13 protein-coding genes are annotated in these 16,508 nt (G+C 61.4%); 3 read left to right on the top strand and 10 right to left on the bottom strand.

The features are described from left to right. Window positions 1-24: 24 nt before the first annotated feature. The 7 genes from AACY13_RS08445 to AACY13_RS08415 all read right to left on the bottom strand — a co-directional run bounded on the left by AACY13_RS08445 (window position 25) and on the right by AACY13_RS08415 (window position 10,791). Window positions 25-1,170, bottom strand: a complete 1,146-nt coding sequence (locus AACY13_RS08445) for a MalM family protein (protein ID WP_339460715.1) — start codon at window positions 1,168-1,170, stop codon at window positions 25-27. 10 nt (window positions 1,171-1,180) lie between these two features. Continuing rightward, on the bottom strand, window positions 1,181-2,773 hold the full coding sequence (locus AACY13_RS08440) for an outer membrane protein transport protein (protein WP_339460714.1): 1,593 nt from the start codon (window positions 2,771-2,773) through the stop codon (window positions 1,181-1,183). Between the two features lie 17 nt (window positions 2,774-2,790). Then, window positions 2,791-3,795: a transporter gene (locus AACY13_RS08435; RefSeq protein WP_445262544.1), complete on the bottom strand. Its 1,005-nt coding sequence runs from the start codon at window positions 3,793-3,795 to the stop codon at window positions 2,791-2,793. 37 nt (window positions 3,796-3,832) lie between these two features. Then, the gene (locus AACY13_RS08430; RefSeq protein WP_339460711.1) at window positions 3,833-4,594 is read right to left on the bottom strand and encodes a C39 family peptidase; all 762 of its coding nucleotides are present in this window, start codon (window positions 4,592-4,594) and stop codon (window positions 3,833-3,835) included. A gap of 83 nt (window positions 4,595-4,677) precedes the next feature. Next, a complete protein-coding gene (locus tag AACY13_RS08425; protein ID WP_339460709.1) occupies window positions 4,678-5,121 on the bottom strand; it encodes a DUF6160 family protein in 444 nt (147 codons plus the stop codon). A gap of 241 nt (window positions 5,122-5,362) precedes the next feature. Next, window positions 5,363-8,086 carry a helix-turn-helix transcriptional regulator gene (locus AACY13_RS08420; protein ID WP_339460707.1) on the bottom strand — a complete coding sequence of 908 codons (2,724 nt, stop codon included), beginning with the start codon at window positions 8,084-8,086 and terminating at the stop codon, window positions 5,363-5,365. After that, a complete protein-coding gene (locus AACY13_RS08415) occupies window positions 8,083-10,791 on the bottom strand; it encodes a LuxR C-terminal-related transcriptional regulator (protein ID WP_339460705.1) in 2,709 nt (902 codons plus the stop codon). Before AACY13_RS08415 ends, AACY13_RS08420 begins: the two co-directional genes overlap by 4 nt. 163 nt (window positions 10,792-10,954) lie before the next feature. Between AACY13_RS08415 and pabB the strand changes: the two genes are divergently transcribed. Then, window positions 10,955-12,304, top strand: coding sequence for an aminodeoxychorismate synthase component I (gene pabB, locus AACY13_RS08410; protein ID WP_339460703.1), 1,350 nt, complete (start codon window positions 10,955-10,957; stop codon window positions 12,302-12,304). Window positions 12,305-12,355: 51 nt separating this feature from the next. On the opposite strand, the gene thrH is transcribed toward pabB, so the two are convergent. Further along, window positions 12,356-12,973 carry a bifunctional phosphoserine phosphatase/homoserine phosphotransferase ThrH gene (gene thrH / locus AACY13_RS08405; RefSeq protein WP_339460701.1) on the bottom strand — a complete coding sequence of 206 codons (618 nt, stop codon included), beginning with the start codon at window positions 12,971-12,973 and terminating at the stop codon, window positions 12,356-12,358. Between the two features lie 186 nt (window positions 12,974-13,159). On the opposite strand from thrH, the gene AACY13_RS08400 reads away from it, so the two are divergent. After that, entirely contained in the window at window positions 13,160-13,894 is a 735-nt protein-coding gene (locus AACY13_RS08400) for a phosphoadenylyl-sulfate reductase (protein WP_339460699.1), read from the top strand. A 66-nt stretch (window positions 13,895-13,960) separates the two neighbouring features. On the opposite strand, the gene AACY13_RS08395 is transcribed toward AACY13_RS08400, so the two are convergent. Together AACY13_RS08395 and AACY13_RS08390 are read right to left on the bottom strand one after the other, a co-directional pair. Next, window positions 13,961-14,242 (bottom strand): GNAT family N-acetyltransferase, encoded by a 282-nt coding sequence (locus AACY13_RS08395; RefSeq protein ID WP_339460698.1) that lies wholly within the window; start codon window positions 14,240-14,242, stop codon window positions 13,961-13,963. 123 nt (window positions 14,243-14,365) lie between these two features. Continuing rightward, on the bottom strand, window positions 14,366-15,742 hold the full coding sequence (locus AACY13_RS08390) for a GntP family permease (protein ID WP_339460696.1): 1,377 nt from the start codon (window positions 15,740-15,742) through the stop codon (window positions 14,366-14,368). 312 nt (window positions 15,743-16,054) lie between these two features. Between AACY13_RS08390 and oprI the strand changes: the two genes are divergently transcribed. Next, window positions 16,055-16,306, top strand: a complete 252-nt coding sequence (oprI, locus tag AACY13_RS08385) for an outer membrane lipoprotei OprI (RefSeq protein ID WP_090242095.1) — start codon at window positions 16,055-16,057, stop codon at window positions 16,304-16,306. The last annotated feature ends 202 nt before the right edge of the window (window positions 16,307-16,508 follow it).

The raw sequence follows: 16,508 nt of genomic DNA, 5'->3' as shown, positions 1-16,508 counted from the left end.
ACTAGACATGGCCGTTGCAAGCATTCAGCGCACGATGGCCAGTTCGAAGGAGCCCTCATCGCCATGGGCATGGGCCTGCATGCCCGCCTCGTCGGTCGCAAGGGCCTGTAACGGCCGCTTGAAGGGCTTGTTGTCCAGGGTCTGCAGGTTGCGGTCCTCATCGGTGGTCAGCAGTAGCACATAGCGCTCCCCCGCGGCAGCCCTGACCTGCACCGTGCCTTCGATAAAGGCGTAGCGATACCAGGTTTCGCCATGCAACCGGTAAACCGCATCGCTGACCAGGCGAGTCGGCCGCTTGTGCTCATCGAGAAACAGTACGGAGGGATAGAGCACCTGCTTATTGGCGAAACTGCGGATGCGCAAACCGAAGTCATGCCGTGAGCGCGGCAATCTGAGCGCGGCGTAGTAACTCTTGCCCATGGGGAATGCCAGGCTGGGAGAAAAGCGATTGAGTTCCTCATAACGCGGCTCGTCGGCGCTCAGGGGGCTGAAGGCATCCTCGCCCAGCTGCGCGCAGCACAGTGTCAGCAGCGCCTCATAACGACCTTTGTCCGGCTGTTCGCTGCCTGCCAGCAAAGCCTGCATGGCGGCTGTCGGCTGGCCATCGAGCCCGGGTAACTCGATCTGCTGGCGAGCGAATTCAAGCTCGCGGCCCTGGCTGAAGCTTGTGCTGCCGGGTGCCGAGGCGGTCGTGCGCGCCTGTCCCGGCACCGCGTCGTTACGCATACGACCCTGTTCGTCGACCCAGGTGAAATAACGTCCATCGCGCTCGGAGCGGACAAAGTCGCGCCCTTCCAGCACCTCGGAACTGATGTAGTCGCTGGAACGCTCCCCGGTTCCCAGCAGCATCTCGTTTGCACCACCTTGCAACTGGCTACCGGCATGGAAGCTGTTCTGCAGATTGCCGTTGGCATCCACCCAGGTGAAATAGCGGCGCTTGCTCTCGCCGGCCGATTGCGCTCCTGGCCAGCCGCCCACCCCTTGCTGCTGGAAGCGGGCCTGATCGCTGAGGCTGATATTGCGCGCGGCCAGACGCTGATGCGCCGCATAACCGGCATCGACAAAGGTGTTGTGCACCCGCCCCTGATCGTCCACCCAGGTCAGGTAGCGCCCGTTGGCCATGGCCGCGCTGGCGCAGATCAGGCAGCAACTCAACAACAGCGCACGCATGACAAGACTCCTAGAAGGTGGTGCGGTAAGTCAGGGCCAGGACATAGGCCTTGACGCTGGTCTTCACGTCGAGATCGGCATAGGGGTTGTATACCATGCTGTCGATATCCGAGCAGTTGATGTTGCAACTGGAGCGCGCCGGAATGTCCTGCTTGCTCACCAGATAGTTAAACCCGATATCGATTACCGTATCCTTGTCCCACTGGTAGCCGGCCCCCAGACCATACAGGTGGGCATCGCCCAACGGGGCCAGGGCATCGGCCTTGTTCCCGGGAATCGCTGAGGGACGCGGCTCGTAGCCCATGCGCAGGCTCAGGCGATCATTGACCTGGTATTCGACGCCCACAGCCCAGCTCCACACCGACTCGTAGCCACGATCCAGGATGATGCTGTTCGAGGTGGCGTTCTCCGGGGAGAACAGACTGGCGATGGTCAGCACGTCCAGCTGACGGTCGAACTCCAGTTCAAACTCGTCCCAGGCGGCGTAATCGGTCCATTTGACGTCCAGATTGATCTGCCAACGCTCATGGGGCTTGAACTTGATGCCCGTGGCGAAATGCGCCGGGTAGGTCATGTTCAGCGAGACATTGCCCCGCTCCTTGTCGAACAGGCCGTCGGGGGTCAGGCTGTTGAACACCGCACCGATAAAGGAGCTGTCCAGGCCCTGCCAGAAACCCTGCCAGTCCTCGGAATAGTCCACTACGTAGCGGCCCTTGAGGCGCATCTTGGCTTCACTCTGATACACCGCACCCAGGGCAAACCAGTCGTTGGGTTCCCAGAGAAAACCGAGGTTCCAGGTGGGCGACAAGGTCTGCTGCATATCGATATCGATATTGGCGATATCGGTAAAGGGCCCCAGCTCGCCGCCACAGATGTTCAGGAAAACCTCGAAGGGATTACCGTCGACCACGCACAGCGCATCCTGGGCCACGCCGATAAACCCGGTGAGGATGCCCGGCGCGCGAAAGTCCTGATTCAGCGCCATGGCCTGATGGGAGAAACCGATGGACAGGCCCACGGACAACTCGTCATTGACCTGATAGGCCAGCGACGGGGAGAAGTAAGTCAGGCGCTGGATCACCAGTTCCTTGCCCTGGTAACGCCCCGGGTCGTCGTCGTCACGGGCATAGCCCAGGGCCTGCGGGGTGTACATATTGGTGGCGAAGGTGAACTTCGAACCCGGCGGGTTGATCGACAGCCCGGCCAGGGGCGCAAACAGCAGCGGCAACTCGGTGGCCCCGCCCACGCCCGGCAGGTACATCATGGCCGCGCTGGCGCTGCTCGAAGAGTTGGCGACAGAGTCGTTGCTCAGCCCCATAAAGTTATTGCCATAGTCCGCCGGCGCATCGAAGTCCGCCCGGATATCCATCACCCCGGTGATGAACTTGACCGTGGTTTGCCGGCCCTTGAGCTTGCTCAGCGCCGCCGGGTTGTAATGCACCGCATCGACGCCGGTGAAGTCGGCGGTCACCGCATTGCCCAGGGCCATGGCCTTGGGGTTGCCAATGGTCAGGTTTTGCGCCAGCTGCGCCTGTGTCGCACCAGCCCAGAGTGCAAGAACCCCGGCAATCGCCTGCCGGAGCAGCGAAATTCGCATCGTCATAAGAAGCTCGCTCGCCGTTATTGGGCCTTCAGGCCTTTGATATCCAAAGGCATGGAGATGCCCAGCAGCACATCCGGCGAGTCTTCCGTCATGCCGAAGCCGGCGTTGACGTTGACGATATGGTCGGGCGACGTTCGCAGCCCCAGCGAGAAGTTCATCACCGCACTGGTCTGACCGCGGCCCTCCAGTTCGCCATCGGCGAAGCTGAAGGTTGGTTTGAGCGAGTGGCTCATCTGATAGGAGGTCGCCAGCGACACGTCATAGGACAGCGCGTAGGCGAAGCCCATGCTCAGGGAGAAGCTGGAGCCCGGGTCGACTTCCTCCAGCAAGCGCCCCCCGCGCACCTGGCTGATGCCCTTGATCGGCAGGTTGTAGGTGTACCCCAGGGAGCCGAAGAGCACCACCGGGTCGATGACGTAGGACATATTGGCCCCGAAGCCGAGGCTATAAGCACCACTGCCGGTGGACAGGTCGGTGCGCGTATTGATGTCGTAGGGGCTGTCGCCGGTCGGCAGGCCGAGGCTGGCATACAGGGTGGTCACCGGCTTGCCGCGGGCGGCATTCCATGGCTGCCAGCGCAGACTGGCGGAGATATCGCCCAGGCTGTAGGCGTCCAGATCGCGCTCGGTGTCGTACTTGGCCACCAACGGCAGGCGCATGCTGAAGGTCAGGTTGTCCCAGACGCCATAGTCGAAGGTAAAGGAGTTGGTAAAGGTGTGCTGGGCCTCGCTCTGGCCGACCACGCTGAACACGTTGTCGCCGGTACGCACGGTTTCGATCACGGTATCGCGCAGCAGCGAATAGTCGAAACCATAGGTCAGGGTGCGTTCGCCCTTCTTCAGCAAGGTGTAGCTCTTCTCGGCAGCCTGGAAGACCTCCTCAAGCGCCTTGGCGCTGTCGGCATCATCGTCCTGCTTGCTCAAGGCATCGCGCGCCTGTTCAACCGAGGCCTGCTCGGCCAATGCCGCTGTACTGACAAGCGCTGTCAGCATGGCTAGCCATACACACCGCAAAACTCTCATGGCAGAGCCCCCAAATATTTATTGTTATGCCGGGCGATTACTTACGACGGATGTACTGTATATCGCCGCCGGAACCCAGCTCTGTGGCCTGGTTCTCGGTGAACTTGGTGATCTGCGGAAACTCTCGGAACGCCAGCAGGCTGATGGTGCGATCATCGATGATACGCAGGTCCTTCTCGCTCAAGGCCAGGGCATTCGGCGGTTCATTACCACTGGGGAAAATCACGAACAGCACGTTCTGATCCCAGATTTCCTCGAACCGACTGCGGGTAAAACTGATATTGCCCAGCGCCGGATCGGCGACGAACACATGGTCGTTGTAGACATCGCGCACCACCACGAAATGCTTGAAGCCGGCATATTCGATGGGCACGATCGCCGGATGCTCCAGCTCATCCAGATCGCTGAAGGCCGCGCGAAAACCACCGCTGCGGTAACCCAGCGCGGTGACGAAGCGCTTCATATCCAACAGGGAAAAACCGCGACGCTCGACGATCTTGTCGGCCTCGCCAAACTGCAGCAGCCCCTCCATCACCTGGCGTTCCTGCAGATTGCGGCCCAGGTAATAGTCCAGCAGCGTGGTCAACGCCGCCGAGCCGCAGCTGTAGTCGTAGGCCTGACGAATCACGTTGCGAAATTGCAACTGGCTCATCGGTTCCACTACCACCGACTCGCGCAGCGAAGCATTGCCCCCCAGGGGCTGACTGATATTCACCGTGCCTGGAGCCTGCGGCTTGGTATCCACCGCCTCGGTAAAACCCCATACACCGATCAGACTGCCCAGCAGAATTTCGATCATGCGCCTGCTGTACTCCACTCAAGGGAAAGTCTTATCGACCTGGGCCGATAAGACTTTTGCAAAGCCTAAATCAGGGCCTGAACTCAGTGACCCCAGATCTTGACGGTGGTGCCGGCCATGTTCAGGTCGCTGATGGCCAGGGAACCGATGCTGGCGGCAGTGGTATCGCCGACCTTGATGGCACCGACGCTGAGCTGGCCGGTAATGGTCGGCATGCTGATTTGCAATTGCTGGGTTGCCGTGCCGCCGATGTCGTTGGTCACCACGTCAACCATAACCGGAGCATCGTCAGCGATGTTGAAGCCGGTGAACGCGATGGTTTCCATACGCAGGGAACCGCCGCCGACGTCGCCGTCTGTGTAGACAACACTGCCGATGGTGCCGTTGAAGTTACCGGAAATGCTGATGCCGTCCTGACCGGTCACAGTCGCCAGGGCGCTGTCGTCCATCATTTGCAGGTCAGCTTGAGCCATAAACGGAACAGCCAGAACAGCGGCGGCCAGGGCCAGTTGCTTGAGGGTTTTCATTGTTATTCTCTCCACAGTTCACTAAAGGGTTGTCCCTGGCAGACTGTTTCGGACTCCTGTCCCTATCAGCCGGCGGCTCGCGCCGTTTACCAGGTCTGACACTGCTTCCATAGACGTGCCAGGCTTGGAATCGTGAAGCAGCATGCTTCTCGTCCTGGGGTTAAAACTACTGGGACAAGGCCGGGCTGGCAGCCCATCCAAGGGATGGAGCGCCGGCACCTGGCCTGCAACCGCTCTGGCATCAGGCTTCACTCAACAACCCCAGGCTTTTGCCCTTCAATACGGCCTGGGTACGACTGCGTACGCCCAGCTTGGCAAACAGGTTATGCAGATGCCATTTGATGGTGGCTTCCGACAAATGCACGGCCTGGGCGATGTCGCGATTCGACAAGCCGGCGGCCACATAGCGCAAAATTTCCCGCTCCCGGTGACTAACATCTTGATTTTCATCGAAAGTTTCAAGATCCACGGCCAGACGACTGCACTGCTCGCGGAGCTGCCCGACCAGGCCCTGCCAGGCCCCGGCCTGTTTCGGCTCGGCACTGAGCCAGGCCTCACAGAGCGGCAGCAGCCACAGGGCATCGTCGAGGAACATCCGGCGATAACCGCCCTGCCAAGCGTCGTCCAGGGTCAGCTTAAACAGGGCAAAGGCTTTTTCGCTGTTACCTTTGCGCCAGTACGCCACAGAAAGTAACAGGGACAGACGCAGACGCCGGTCGCGCTGATGCTCCGCCGTCTGTTTGGCCAGGCAGCTTTCCAGCGCCGCCTGGGCCTTGTCGGCTCGCCGCTCGGACAACGCCAGGCGCGCCTCGCTCAGCACCTGCACGGTTTCCGCATCGGTATAGCGGCCAGGCGGCAATACCGCCAGATGGCGCTGCAACTGCAGGCAGATACGCTCGGCCTCGTTCGGCCGGCGCAGCCACAGCAGAAACTGCACCTTGCAACTCATGGCCATGGCGTATACCCGCTCATACCCCGGGCCATGCAGGGTTTCCAACCACTCATCGAGTTCCAACAGCGCCGACTCGCTCTCCCCGGCGAAAAACCGCGCCCGGGCCATGACCAGTTTGCCGCGGCTGATCAGCTCGATGGGGGTCGCCACATCGCGCCAGGTGGTGGCCAGGGGCAGTTCGGCGAGAATCGCCGCATGCCGATCCTGCTCGTAGAGCAGATCGGCATAAGCCAGCGCCAGCGGCCCGCCGACCCGGCTGTAGCGGCCGAATACCTGCTCGACCCGGGCCCGGGCGCTTTCGGCCAGCACCCGGCCCCGTTCCGGCTGGCCCATTTCCTTGCAGATCAGCGCCTCGATCAGGCTGACCACGGCGTGCAGGTACTCGCTTTCCGCTTGCCGCAGGTTGTCGCGGGCCACGGCAATCGACTTGGCTGCCTCGCCGTACTCGCCGAGCAAGGCGTAAGCCGCGGCCTGGATGCAGGACAGGCTGGTACGAAACACCGGCTGGTTATCCGGCACCAGAGCCAGCCAGTGGCGGGCAACCTTCAGACAACCCTCCAGCTTGTCCTGATACAACAGCACCAGGGCCTTGAGCACCTGGGCCACCGCGAGCAACACCAGCAAGCCGAAGTGCATGGGTTTGCTGCGCCCCTGCGTCAGTCGGGTGCTGACCTCCTCGATCAGGGCTTCGGCTTCGGCATACTTCTGCTCGAAAGCCAGCTGCCAGGCATAGAAGATCTGGAACACCGGATGCTCACGAATCACCTCGGCCGGCACATCCTTGAGGATCGCCAGGATGCCGTAGACCTGGTTACCGGCAATCAGGTTGGCCCCCTGGCGCTCGAGCAGCTCGGCGGCAAAGGCATAGTCGCGGGCGCGCAGGGAATACTTGACGGATTTATGGGTCAGCTCGTGGCTCTCGCACCAGCGAGCCGCGGCATGCAGCAGGTGGGTCGGGTCACCGCCCTTGCTCAGACGCCCCTGGAGGAACTCGGCAAACAGGTGGTGATAGCGGAACCATTCGCCCTGCTCGTCCAGGGGGATGATAAACAGCTGCTCCTTCTGCAGGCGTTGCAGCATTTGCGCGCCATCGGCCCGGCCGGTCAAGGCATTGCACAGCTCTGCATTGAACTCTTCGAGTACCGAGGTCTGCTCGAGAAAGTGCCGCTGCTCATCGGGCAGATGGTCGAGTACGTCCTCAGCCAGGTAATCGGCGATATCGCGTTCGGTGCCCGACAGCCCGGCAAGCAGCTCGGGCCGGTGCGGGTTGCGCGCCAAGGCCAGCGCCACCAGGTGCAGAGCGGTGATCCAGCCCTCGGTGCGGCTGTGCAGCAGATCCAGTTCCTGGCTGCTCAACGGCAGCTGCTTGAGCTCATGAAAATAGGCTTCGGTCTCCGCCCGCGTCAGGCGCAGGTCTTCGGCCCGCAGCCAGAGCATCCGGGAAGCGTCAACGGGCGGCTTGTCGATAAAGCGCGACTGATAACGGGTACTGCCAATCAGGTGCACATTGCTCGGCAGGCGCTTGACGAAGTAATTGATCAACGGCCCCAGTTCGACATGGCGAATGCGGTGAAAGTCGTCAAAGAGTAGGTACAGCTCGCCCTGCACCCGCTTCAGGTCGGCGATAAAGGAATCGAGCAAGGCCTCGTTGGGCAGGCTGAGGTCGTCGCGCAGCAGGTGCGCGGTGTGCTTGCCGAAGCCGGGCAATTGCGCATCGATAGCCGCGATCAGGTAATGCAGCAGGCGCTGCGGTTCGCTGTCCGACTCGTCACAGGACAGCCAGGCGACATGCGCCCCGGCCTCCAGCAAACGCAGGCGGAACTGGCTGAGCACGGTGCTCTTGCCGAAACCGGCCGGCGCGCTGAGCAGAATAAGGCGCTGCCCGCGGGCACTGAACAAACGCTCAAGCACGGCCGTACGGGCGAGCAACGGTCGCCCTGCGGATTCGGCGGGAAACAGTTTGGTGCGCAATACAGGCAGCGCACGCGGACTTGGCGGAAGTTGACTGTTCATAAGAGACTCAATTCGCGGGCACGTCGGATGGCTTGCGTGCGATTACGCACCTTGAGCTTTTCGTAAATATTGTGCAGATGCCATTTGACCGTTCCCAGGGCCAGGGAGAGCTGCTGGCCGATCTCGTCGTTGGACAGGCCCTGGGCCGCCAGGCAGATGACTTCACGCTCACGCTCGGTCAGCCCTTCCTCCAGCACCTCCAGCGACTGACGCCCGCCCTGCCCCGGCCAACTGGCCAGAAGGCCACGGATAAAACCCTGCAGGGCCGGTTGCCGTTCAGCTGCCTCGAGTTGCTGGAGTAGCAGGCGAATGGCCTCCCCCTCTTCGATAAACAGGCTGCGCACCCCTTCGCGCTCGGCACCGATCAGGCATTGCACCAGCAGGCTCTGGGCCCGCTCCTGATACCCCAGGCGCTGGTAGCTGAGGGCCGCCAGCAGGTCCAGGCGCAGGCGCTGCAGACCATGCCAGTCATCCAGCAGCAGGCTGCGCAGCTGGGTAATTTCATGCAGGGCTTCGCTGTAATGGCCGCGGGCCTGCTGCAGGCGAATACGGGTCAACCCGCGTACCCAGAGCACCGGATTGAAGCGCATATGCTGGTAGTGCTCGGCCAGCTTGCTCCAGTCGACACTCTTCAGTCGCTGTTCGGCACGCTTGAGTCGGTCGGCCGCCGGCTCCTGGAGGATCTGTGCCACCTCGTCGGCCACGGCCTGGGCATAGAAACGCCAGGACTGGTTGCGCGCCGACAGGTTCTGCATCAGCACCAGGCTGGCATAGGCCTCTTTCGGGCTGCCCTGCAGCCGCTGCACATGGGCCATGCAGAGCATGCCCTGGGCATAGAGGTCGATGGGGTTGATCACATCGACTGTAGCCAGGGCCCAGCGCAGCCGCTCCTCGATGCCATCGAGACGACCCTGGTTATAGGCGATCAGGGCTTCGGTAATGGTCGGCAGCGCCAGCGCCCTGGACTTCTCCGCGAACCAGGGGATGACCCGCGCGCGCAACTGGGCGAAGAGCAGTTCCGCCTGGCGGATCTGCCCCTGTTCCAGACACAGCAGCACCTCGATATTGGCCAGTTGCATATCCAGGTAACGGCCTTCGAGAAAGTGATTGCGCTGCTGGGCCATTGCCAGCAGACGCCTGGCCGGTTCCGGCTGGCCGATCATCACATTGGCCAGGGCCCCGATGATCAGCATCGCCACCTCGAGAAAGGCCGCGTGCTGTCCCAGCTGCACTTCCACCCGCCGCGCCAGTGCGATGCAGGTCTGCAGGTCATCCTTCTGCAAGGCGATCACCGCCTTGATCGTCAGCGTGGCCAGCAACTTGTCGCTCAACGGGCCGCTGGTCTTGGCCTCGCCCCAGCGCTGCAGCAGCTCGTCGAGCATGCGGTTGGCCTCGCTCAGGCCCAGCTCGGCGGCGCGGGTCCAGACATCGGCCAGCACCAGCACGGGAAAGCGCTCGGCAATCTCATCGGGAACATGCTGGCGCCACTTGTAGATACGGTTGAGCTGGCCGCGATTGATCAGCTCCAGGCCGCAGCCATCGACCAGCGCCGCAAGCATTTCCGGGTCCTCGGCCAGGCAGGCATGTTCGATGGCCAGGTTCTGCATATGGTGGTTGGTAAACCACAGGCTGGCATTGAAATGCAGCTGCTTGAAACGCTCGGGGTCGCGTTCCTTGAGGCGTGCCCGGAGAAATTCGGCAAACAGGTTATGGAAGCGATACCACTGCCGCTCGCGATCCAGGGGCAGTAGAAACAGCTGCATGGCCTCCAGCTCTTCGAGCAGCTGTTGACCATCCTGACGCCCGGTCAGGGCATTGGCCAGATCACCGCTCAACTGCTGCGCCACCCCGATGGCCAACAGCAGTTCCTGTTTGTCCGCCGGCAACTGCTCGAACACGCTGCGCAGCAGATAGGCCCCTACCGCCGCCTGATCGGTGCCCATCTCGGCGATCTGCACGCTGTCCTGGGGCTGGTGGCGCAACCACAGGCTGGCCAGGTGGACCCCCACCATCCAGCCCTCGGTCTGGTTGTACAGGGCATTGAAGGCCACCGCGTCCAGGTGCAGGCCACTGCGCTCGAGGTAGGCGCGGGTTTCCGCCTTGCTCAGGCGCAACTCCTGCTCGCCGATCTCCACCAGCAGGCCCTTGGCACGCAGGGTGGCCAGATTGAGGGCCGGTTGCGAACGGCTGCCGATGGCCAGGGTGAAGGCCGCCGGGGCGAACTTGATCAGTCGGTTGAGCGCCGCCAGCAACTCGCCATCCTGAATCAGATGCAAGTCGTCGAGCACCAGCAGCAGCGGGTCTTCCAGCTGCGCCAGGTCCGCCAGCAGGCTTTCCATCACGGCCGAAACGGGCACACGCATGGTGTTCTGCAGGTAGGCCTGCGCCTCGCAGCCCAGGCCCGGTACCAGAGGTGCCAGGGCCTCCACCAGCTGCTGCAGAAAACGCCAGGGTTCATCATCGCCCGGGCCCAGCGACAGCCAGGCCACGGCACTTCCCGTCTCGCTCCGCGCCCTGGCCAGGGCCGCCAGGGCCGCGGTCTTGCCGAAGCCTGCCGGAGCGGCCAGCAGCAGCACGCGGGCGTGGGGGTTGGCAGACAGCGCCGCCTCCAACTGCGGCCTGATCAGGTATTCGCCTGACGCCTGCGGCGGTATCAGTTTGGAGCGCAGAAGACTACCAGCGGCTGGATCTATGACTTCATCCATGGCCTTTTCCCGTATTAATTATTGTTTTGAACAGCCTATCGAGTATCCGGGAGCCTCTGCATACTAATGAGCCTAGGCATCCCGAGTAAACCCATGCACAAGCTCTAGGATGAATGTTGGCGACGTTCTACAATCGGCGTCCGCGTTCGTATGAAAGCCTCGCATGCCTACTTGTCCTGTACAGAACCTGCCCTATCGGGCAGACCCCGCCGGTTATTTCAGCATCGTCGCCCACGCCCCAGGCGCGGTGCTACTGGATGCCGGGCGTCCGACCGCGCAGCGTGGACGCTATGACCTTATCAGCGCCTGGCCATTGGCAGAACTGGCACCGCTGCATGACGAAGCGGCCAACGACTTCCTGCAGCGCTTGCGCAGCAGCCTTTCCAGCCTCGGGCCGGCCGAAGCCCCCGCAGACAATCCATTACCTTTCGTCGGTGGCCTGATCGGCTACCTCGGCTATGACTTCGGCCGTCGACTGGAACAGATGCCGGCGCAGGCCATCGACGACCTGCACCTCGACGACGCACGCTTCGGCCTGTACGCCTGGGCCCTGATCAGCGATCACCAGCGCCAGCACACCCAGCTGGTTTTCCATCCAAGCCTGGCGAGCGCCGAGCGCGAGCGCTTGTTCGACCTGTTCAGTGTAGAGGTTGATTCGGCAGAGGGGCCCTTCCAGCTGCTCGGTGCATTTCAGGCCGATATCGACCCGCACGCCTATCGTCAGGCGTTCGACCACATCCAGGCCTATATCCAGGCCGGCGACTGCTATCAGGTGAATTTTGCCCAGCGCTTTCGCGCGCGCTACCAGGGCTCGCCCTGGACGGCCTATCAGGCCCTGCGGGCCGCCTGCCCGACGCCCTTCTCCGGCTATCTGGGCCTGCCCGGTCAGGGCGCGATCATCAGCCTGTCCCCGGAGCGTTTTATGCGCATCAGCCAGGGCCAGGTGGAAACCCGGCCGATCAAGGGCACCCGCCCCCGCGATAGCGACCCGAGCCTGGACGCAGCCCAGGCCGCCGCCCTGCTCGATAGCCTCAAGGACCGCGCGGAAAACCTGATGATCGTCGACCTGCTGCGCAACGATCTGGGCCGCAGCTGTCGTATCGGCTCGGTCAAGGTACCGGAACTCTTCGCTCTGGAAAGCTACCCCAACGTCCATCACCTGGTCAGCGCGGTGACCGGCGAGCTGGCTGCGGGCAAGGACGCCCTGGACCTGATCGCCGGCAGTTTTCCCGGCGGCTCGATCACCGGCGCGCCGAAAATTCGCGCCATGCAGATCATCGACGAGCTCGAACCGACCCGCCGCGCCCTCTATTGCGGCTCGCTGCTGTACCTGGACGTGCGCGGGGAAATGGACAGCTCGATCGCCATCCGCAGCCTGCTGGCCAAGGACGGCCAGATCAGTTGCTGGGGCGGCGGCGGTATAGTCGCCGACTCCGACTGGCAGGCCGAGTATCAGGAATCCATCACCAAGGTGAAGGTCCTGCTGCAGACCCTGGAGCAGTTCTGCGTTTAACGAAAAAGGCCCGCATCATGACAATGCGGGCCTTTCGAGGTAGAGCAGCGCTTACAGACTCAGGTCGCGATTGGAAGCCTTGAGGAACTCCTGCTTGAGGTCTTCGTAGCTATGCACCGCCGGGAACTGCGGAAACTCGCGGATCACGTTGTCCGGGGCATGGAACAGGATGCCGGCATGGGCCTCGCTGAGCATGGTGGTGTCGTTGTACGAGTCGCCGGCAGCGATCACCCGGTAGTAAAGGCTCTTGAGGGCGATGACCGACTGACGCTTGGGATCTTTCTGGCGCAGCTGGTAACTCACCACGCGGTCAGTCTCGTCGGTGATCAGCTTGTGGCACAGCAGGGTCGGAAAGCCCAGCTGACGCATCAGGGGCTGGGAAAACTCGTAGAAGGTGTCGGAGAGAATCACCACCTGGAAGCGCTCGCGCAGCCAGTCGACGAATTCCACCGCGCCCTCCAGCGGCTTGAGAGTGGCGATCACTTCCTGAATATCCGCCAGCTTCAAGCCGTGCTCATCGAGAATGCGCAGACGTTGCTGCATCAGCACGTCGTAATCCGGAATATCCCGGGTGGTCGCTTTCAGCGATTCGATGCCAGTTTTTTCCGCGAAGGCGATCCAGATTTCCGGAACCAACACGCCTTCCAGGTCGAGACAAGCGATTTCCACAGGACACTCCTAGCTTGGACTTATAAAGAAGGCGGCACTCTAGCCGCTCGCCGGAGGCTGTGCAACGCGGTGCTTATACCCAAAACACAGCCCAACCAAGGCACTTCGTTATTTAGATGTATAACCCGCGTTTGCTACCATCGCCCCTACAGACGCCCGACGTCACCATAATCAGGAATTCAGCCGATGAGCCACCCCTTCGATGCAGCCGAACTGGCGACGACTTACGCCAACAAGTCGCCCCAGGACATTCTCAAACTCGCCTTCGAACATTTTGGCGACGAACTGTGGATTTCCTTCAGCGGTGCCGAAGACGTGGTTCTGGTGGATATGGCCTGGAAACTCAACAAGAACGTCAAGGTGTTCAGCCTGGACACCGGCCGCCTGCACCCCGAGACCTACCGTTTTATCGACCAGGTGCGCGAGCATTACGGTATTGCCATCGAAGTGCTCAGCCCCGATGCAGAGGCACTGCAGGCGATGGTCAAGGAGAAGGGCCTGTTCAGCTTCTACAAGGATGGCCACGGCGAGTGCTGCGGCATCCGCAAGACCGCGCCGCTGCGCCGCAAGCTGGCCACGGTCAAGGCCTGGGCCACCGGGCAGCGCCGCGACCAGAGCCCGGGCACACGCAGCCAGGTAGCCGTGGTGGAGCTCGACACGGCCTTCTCCACCCCGGAAAACACCCTGTACAAGTTCAACCCCCTGGCGCAGATGAGCAGCGAAGAGGTCTGGGCCTATATCCGCATGCTGGAAATACCCTACAACAGCCTGCACGAGCGTGGCTTTATCAGCATCGGTTGCGAGCCCTGCACCCGCCCGGTACTGCCCAACCAGCATGAACGCGAGGGGCGCTGGTGGTGGGAGGAAGCCACCCAGAAGGAGTGCGGCCTGCATGCCGGCAACCTGATCAGCAAAAGCTGAGCGACTTCCAGGGTCAAAAAAAATGCCAGTCATCATGACTGGCATTTTTTATCGATTCGCCACCTGTCAGCTGACGCTGGCCTGCCGCTGTCGGCGCAGCATATAGCGTTCCACATAGGAGCACGACGGAATCACCGTGTAGCCCAGACGCTCGGCATACTGCAGGGCATGCTCGGTAAGGGCCGCCGCGATGCCGCGCCCGCGCAGGGTGTTCGGCACGAAGGTGCGATAGATATCCAGAGTCTGCTTACCCAGATCCATATAGGCCAGGTAGGCGCGATCACCATCCACTGTGGTCTCGAATTGATGGCCTTTCAGGTCATGGTGAATGGATAACGCCTCGCTCATTGCAACTCCTCTGAAAAATCGTCTACGCCCACGGCTGCCTCACTGGCTGCGCAACCGCCGCGCTCCCGACAAGAGTCCCGAGCTTAGCAGGCCATCGGGAAATCGGCCACGCGAATCAACAGCTTAGAACAAACTCAGGACCGCGATGCAGAGCAGTACGGCGACAACCGGAATCAGCACTGTCACCATGAAGATGTCCTTGTAGGCCTGCTTGTGGGTCAAGCCCATGATCATCAGCATGGCAATCACCGCGCCGCAATGCGGCAGGGAGTCCAACCCGCCCGCGGCGATATTGGCAATCCGGTGCAGCACTTCCGGCTCGACGCCCATTTCCAGGTACTTGGGTGCCAGGGTCTGCATAAATATCTGCAAACCGCCCGACGAGGACCCGACAATCCCGGAAACCACGCTGACCGAAGCAAAGATCGACAGCAATGGCGGCAGATCCACCGCCAGAATCCATTGGGAAAACTGCGCAAACCCCGTGGTCTGGGTCACGACGCCACCGAAACCGATCACTGCCGCCGTATTGAGCAGCGGCATGATGGCATCGTCCGCCCCCTGGCCCAATACCGTCATGGTGTTACGCCGCAGGCCCGGGAACAGGGCAATGGCGACGCCGGTGGCGATTACCAGGGCCAGGCTCGGCCATAGAATCGGCTGTTGCTGACTGAACCCGACAAAGGCCCCCAGGCTGCCCTGCCCCGCAACGACCAAACCGCTTAACAACAGCAGCCGTGGCAGCAGAATAATCCCCAGCACCACCAGAATAGGCACCAATGCCACGCCCCAGCGCGGCCCCGACCCCGGGGTACCGGCCAGTTGCTCCATGCGCAGATCCTGCGCATTGGCCTCGAAGCCCTCACCCCGCTCGCGGGCCAGACGCCATTCACGCTGCACATAGGCCATGCCCAGAACGATCATCAGCGCACTGGCGAACAGGCCGATCCAGGCCCCGGCAAACAGATCGGTACCCAGTGCACTGGCGGCAATCACGTTATGAATGGAGGGCGAACCCGGCAAAGCGGTCATGGTGAAGGTTCCCGCCCCCAGGGCGGTGGCGGCGCAGAACAGCCGTTTGGGCAGATTGGCATCACGCATCATGCTGATGCCCAAAGGGTACATGGTGAAGATCACCACGAAGACCACCACACCGCCGTAGGTCAGCACTGCACACACCAGCATGGCGATCCAGAGGGTGCGTTGGGTACCCAGGCTGCTGGTGATCGCCTGGGCGATACTGCTGGCCGCCTGACTGGCCGCCATGGCCTTGCCGAAGATGGCACCACAGAGAAACAGTACAAAGAACTTACCGGCAAAGGTGAATGCGCCCAGAGGGCCAAAGGGGAAATACTCGAGCAATGCCTGGGAAAGCAAAAGGCCATTACTCAAGGCCACCACCAAGGCACACAACAGGGCTGCAATAAATATATTGACGCCCCGCAACGCCATAAAGATCAGCAATGCCAAGCCGGCAAACAACCCCATATTCCCCAACATCATCAAGCTCCCTCTATTTGGCCAACGAATAACTTTAGCCGAGCAGCATAACCACTGAGCCGCACAGTGCAACGGTGCGCCCACTTATAGCAATAAAACACCAGCTATTGGACAGCGGCCGCCAGCGTTGTATATTTTTTAATCAGCCCATCCCAATGTATTGGTCAAAGGCTGCACTTGCACAAAAAAAACATGCGGAGCACGTCCTGCCTCCGTTTACTTACTACCGGTTACAGGTAGTATGTACGCCGGCTAATTTCCTAGTATCAGGAAATTGCTTTTATGGAAAAACTCCACCTCAAGGGGAACACGATGAACAACGTTCTGAAATTCTCTGCTCTGGCATTGGCCGCAGTTCTGGCTACCGGTTGCAGCAGCATGTCCAAAGAAACTGAAGCTCGTCTGACTGCAACTGAAGATGCAGCCGCTCGCGCTCAAGCCCGTGCCGACGAAGCCTATCGCAAGGCCGATGACGCCATGGCCGCTGCTCAGAAGGCTCAGCAAACTGCTGACGAAGCCAATGAGCGCGCTCTGCGTATGCTGGAAAAAGCCAGCCGCAAGTAATAGCCCCACAAAGGCTATGACAAGCCGACCCGGATTCCGGGTCGGCTTTTTTATTGCCTGGAATTATCCAGAGCCAGTCCCTGGCAGGCGAAGCTGGAGGCCAGCCACTCCCGCAAAGCCGCGACTCATGCTTCATTGCACGGGTAAAAGGCAATAAAAAACCCGTCAGCGCCAGGCATGACGGGTTCGTCCAGCCACCACT

Source organism: Pseudomonas sp. EA_105y_Pfl2_R69, from assembly GCF_963970915.1.
Taxonomy (GTDB): domain Bacteria; phylum Pseudomonadota; class Gammaproteobacteria; order Pseudomonadales; family Pseudomonadaceae; genus Aquipseudomonas.
Note: the sequence above shows the minus strand (reverse complement) of the source record. Positions and strands in the feature narration are given on the sequence as shown.

Bases quoted from the DNA above. Each gene is read 5' to 3' on its own strand.
- AACY13_RS08435 (WP_445262544.1), bottom strand. From the start codon at position 3,795: ATGAGAGTTTTGCGGTGTGTATGGCTAGCCATGCTGACAGCGCTTGTC.
- AACY13_RS08445 (WP_339460715.1), bottom strand. From the start codon at position 1,170: ATGCGTGCGCTGTTGTTGAGTTGCTGCCTGATCTGCGCCAGCGCGGCC.
- AACY13_RS08420 (WP_339460707.1), bottom strand. From the start codon at position 8,086: ATGAACAGTCAACTTCCGCCAAGTCCGCGTGCGCTGCCTGTATTGCGC.
- AACY13_RS08395 (WP_339460698.1), bottom strand. From the start codon at position 14,242: ATGAGCGAGGCGTTATCCATTCACCATGACCTGAAAGGCCATCAATTC.
- oprI (WP_090242095.1), top strand. From the start codon at position 16,055: ATGAACAACGTTCTGAAATTCTCTGCTCTGGCATTGGCCGCAGTTCTG.
- AACY13_RS08390 (WP_339460696.1), bottom strand. From the start codon at position 15,742: ATGTTGGGGAATATGGGGTTGTTTGCCGGCTTGGCATTGCTGATCTTT.
- AACY13_RS08400 (WP_339460699.1), top strand. From the start codon at position 13,160: ATGAGCCACCCCTTCGATGCAGCCGAACTGGCGACGACTTACGCCAAC.
- AACY13_RS08440 (WP_339460714.1), bottom strand. From the start codon at position 2,773: ATGACGATGCGAATTTCGCTGCTCCGGCAGGCGATTGCCGGGGTTCTT.
- AACY13_RS08425 (WP_339460709.1), bottom strand. From the start codon at position 5,121: ATGAAAACCCTCAAGCAACTGGCCCTGGCCGCCGCTGTTCTGGCTGTT.
- pabB (WP_339460703.1), top strand. From the start codon at position 10,955: ATGCCTACTTGTCCTGTACAGAACCTGCCCTATCGGGCAGACCCCGCC.
- AACY13_RS08430 (WP_339460711.1), bottom strand. From the start codon at position 4,594: ATGATCGAAATTCTGCTGGGCAGTCTGATCGGTGTATGGGGTTTTACC.
- AACY13_RS08415 (WP_339460705.1), bottom strand. From the start codon at position 10,791: ATGGATGAAGTCATAGATCCAGCCGCTGGTAGTCTTCTGCGCTCCAAA.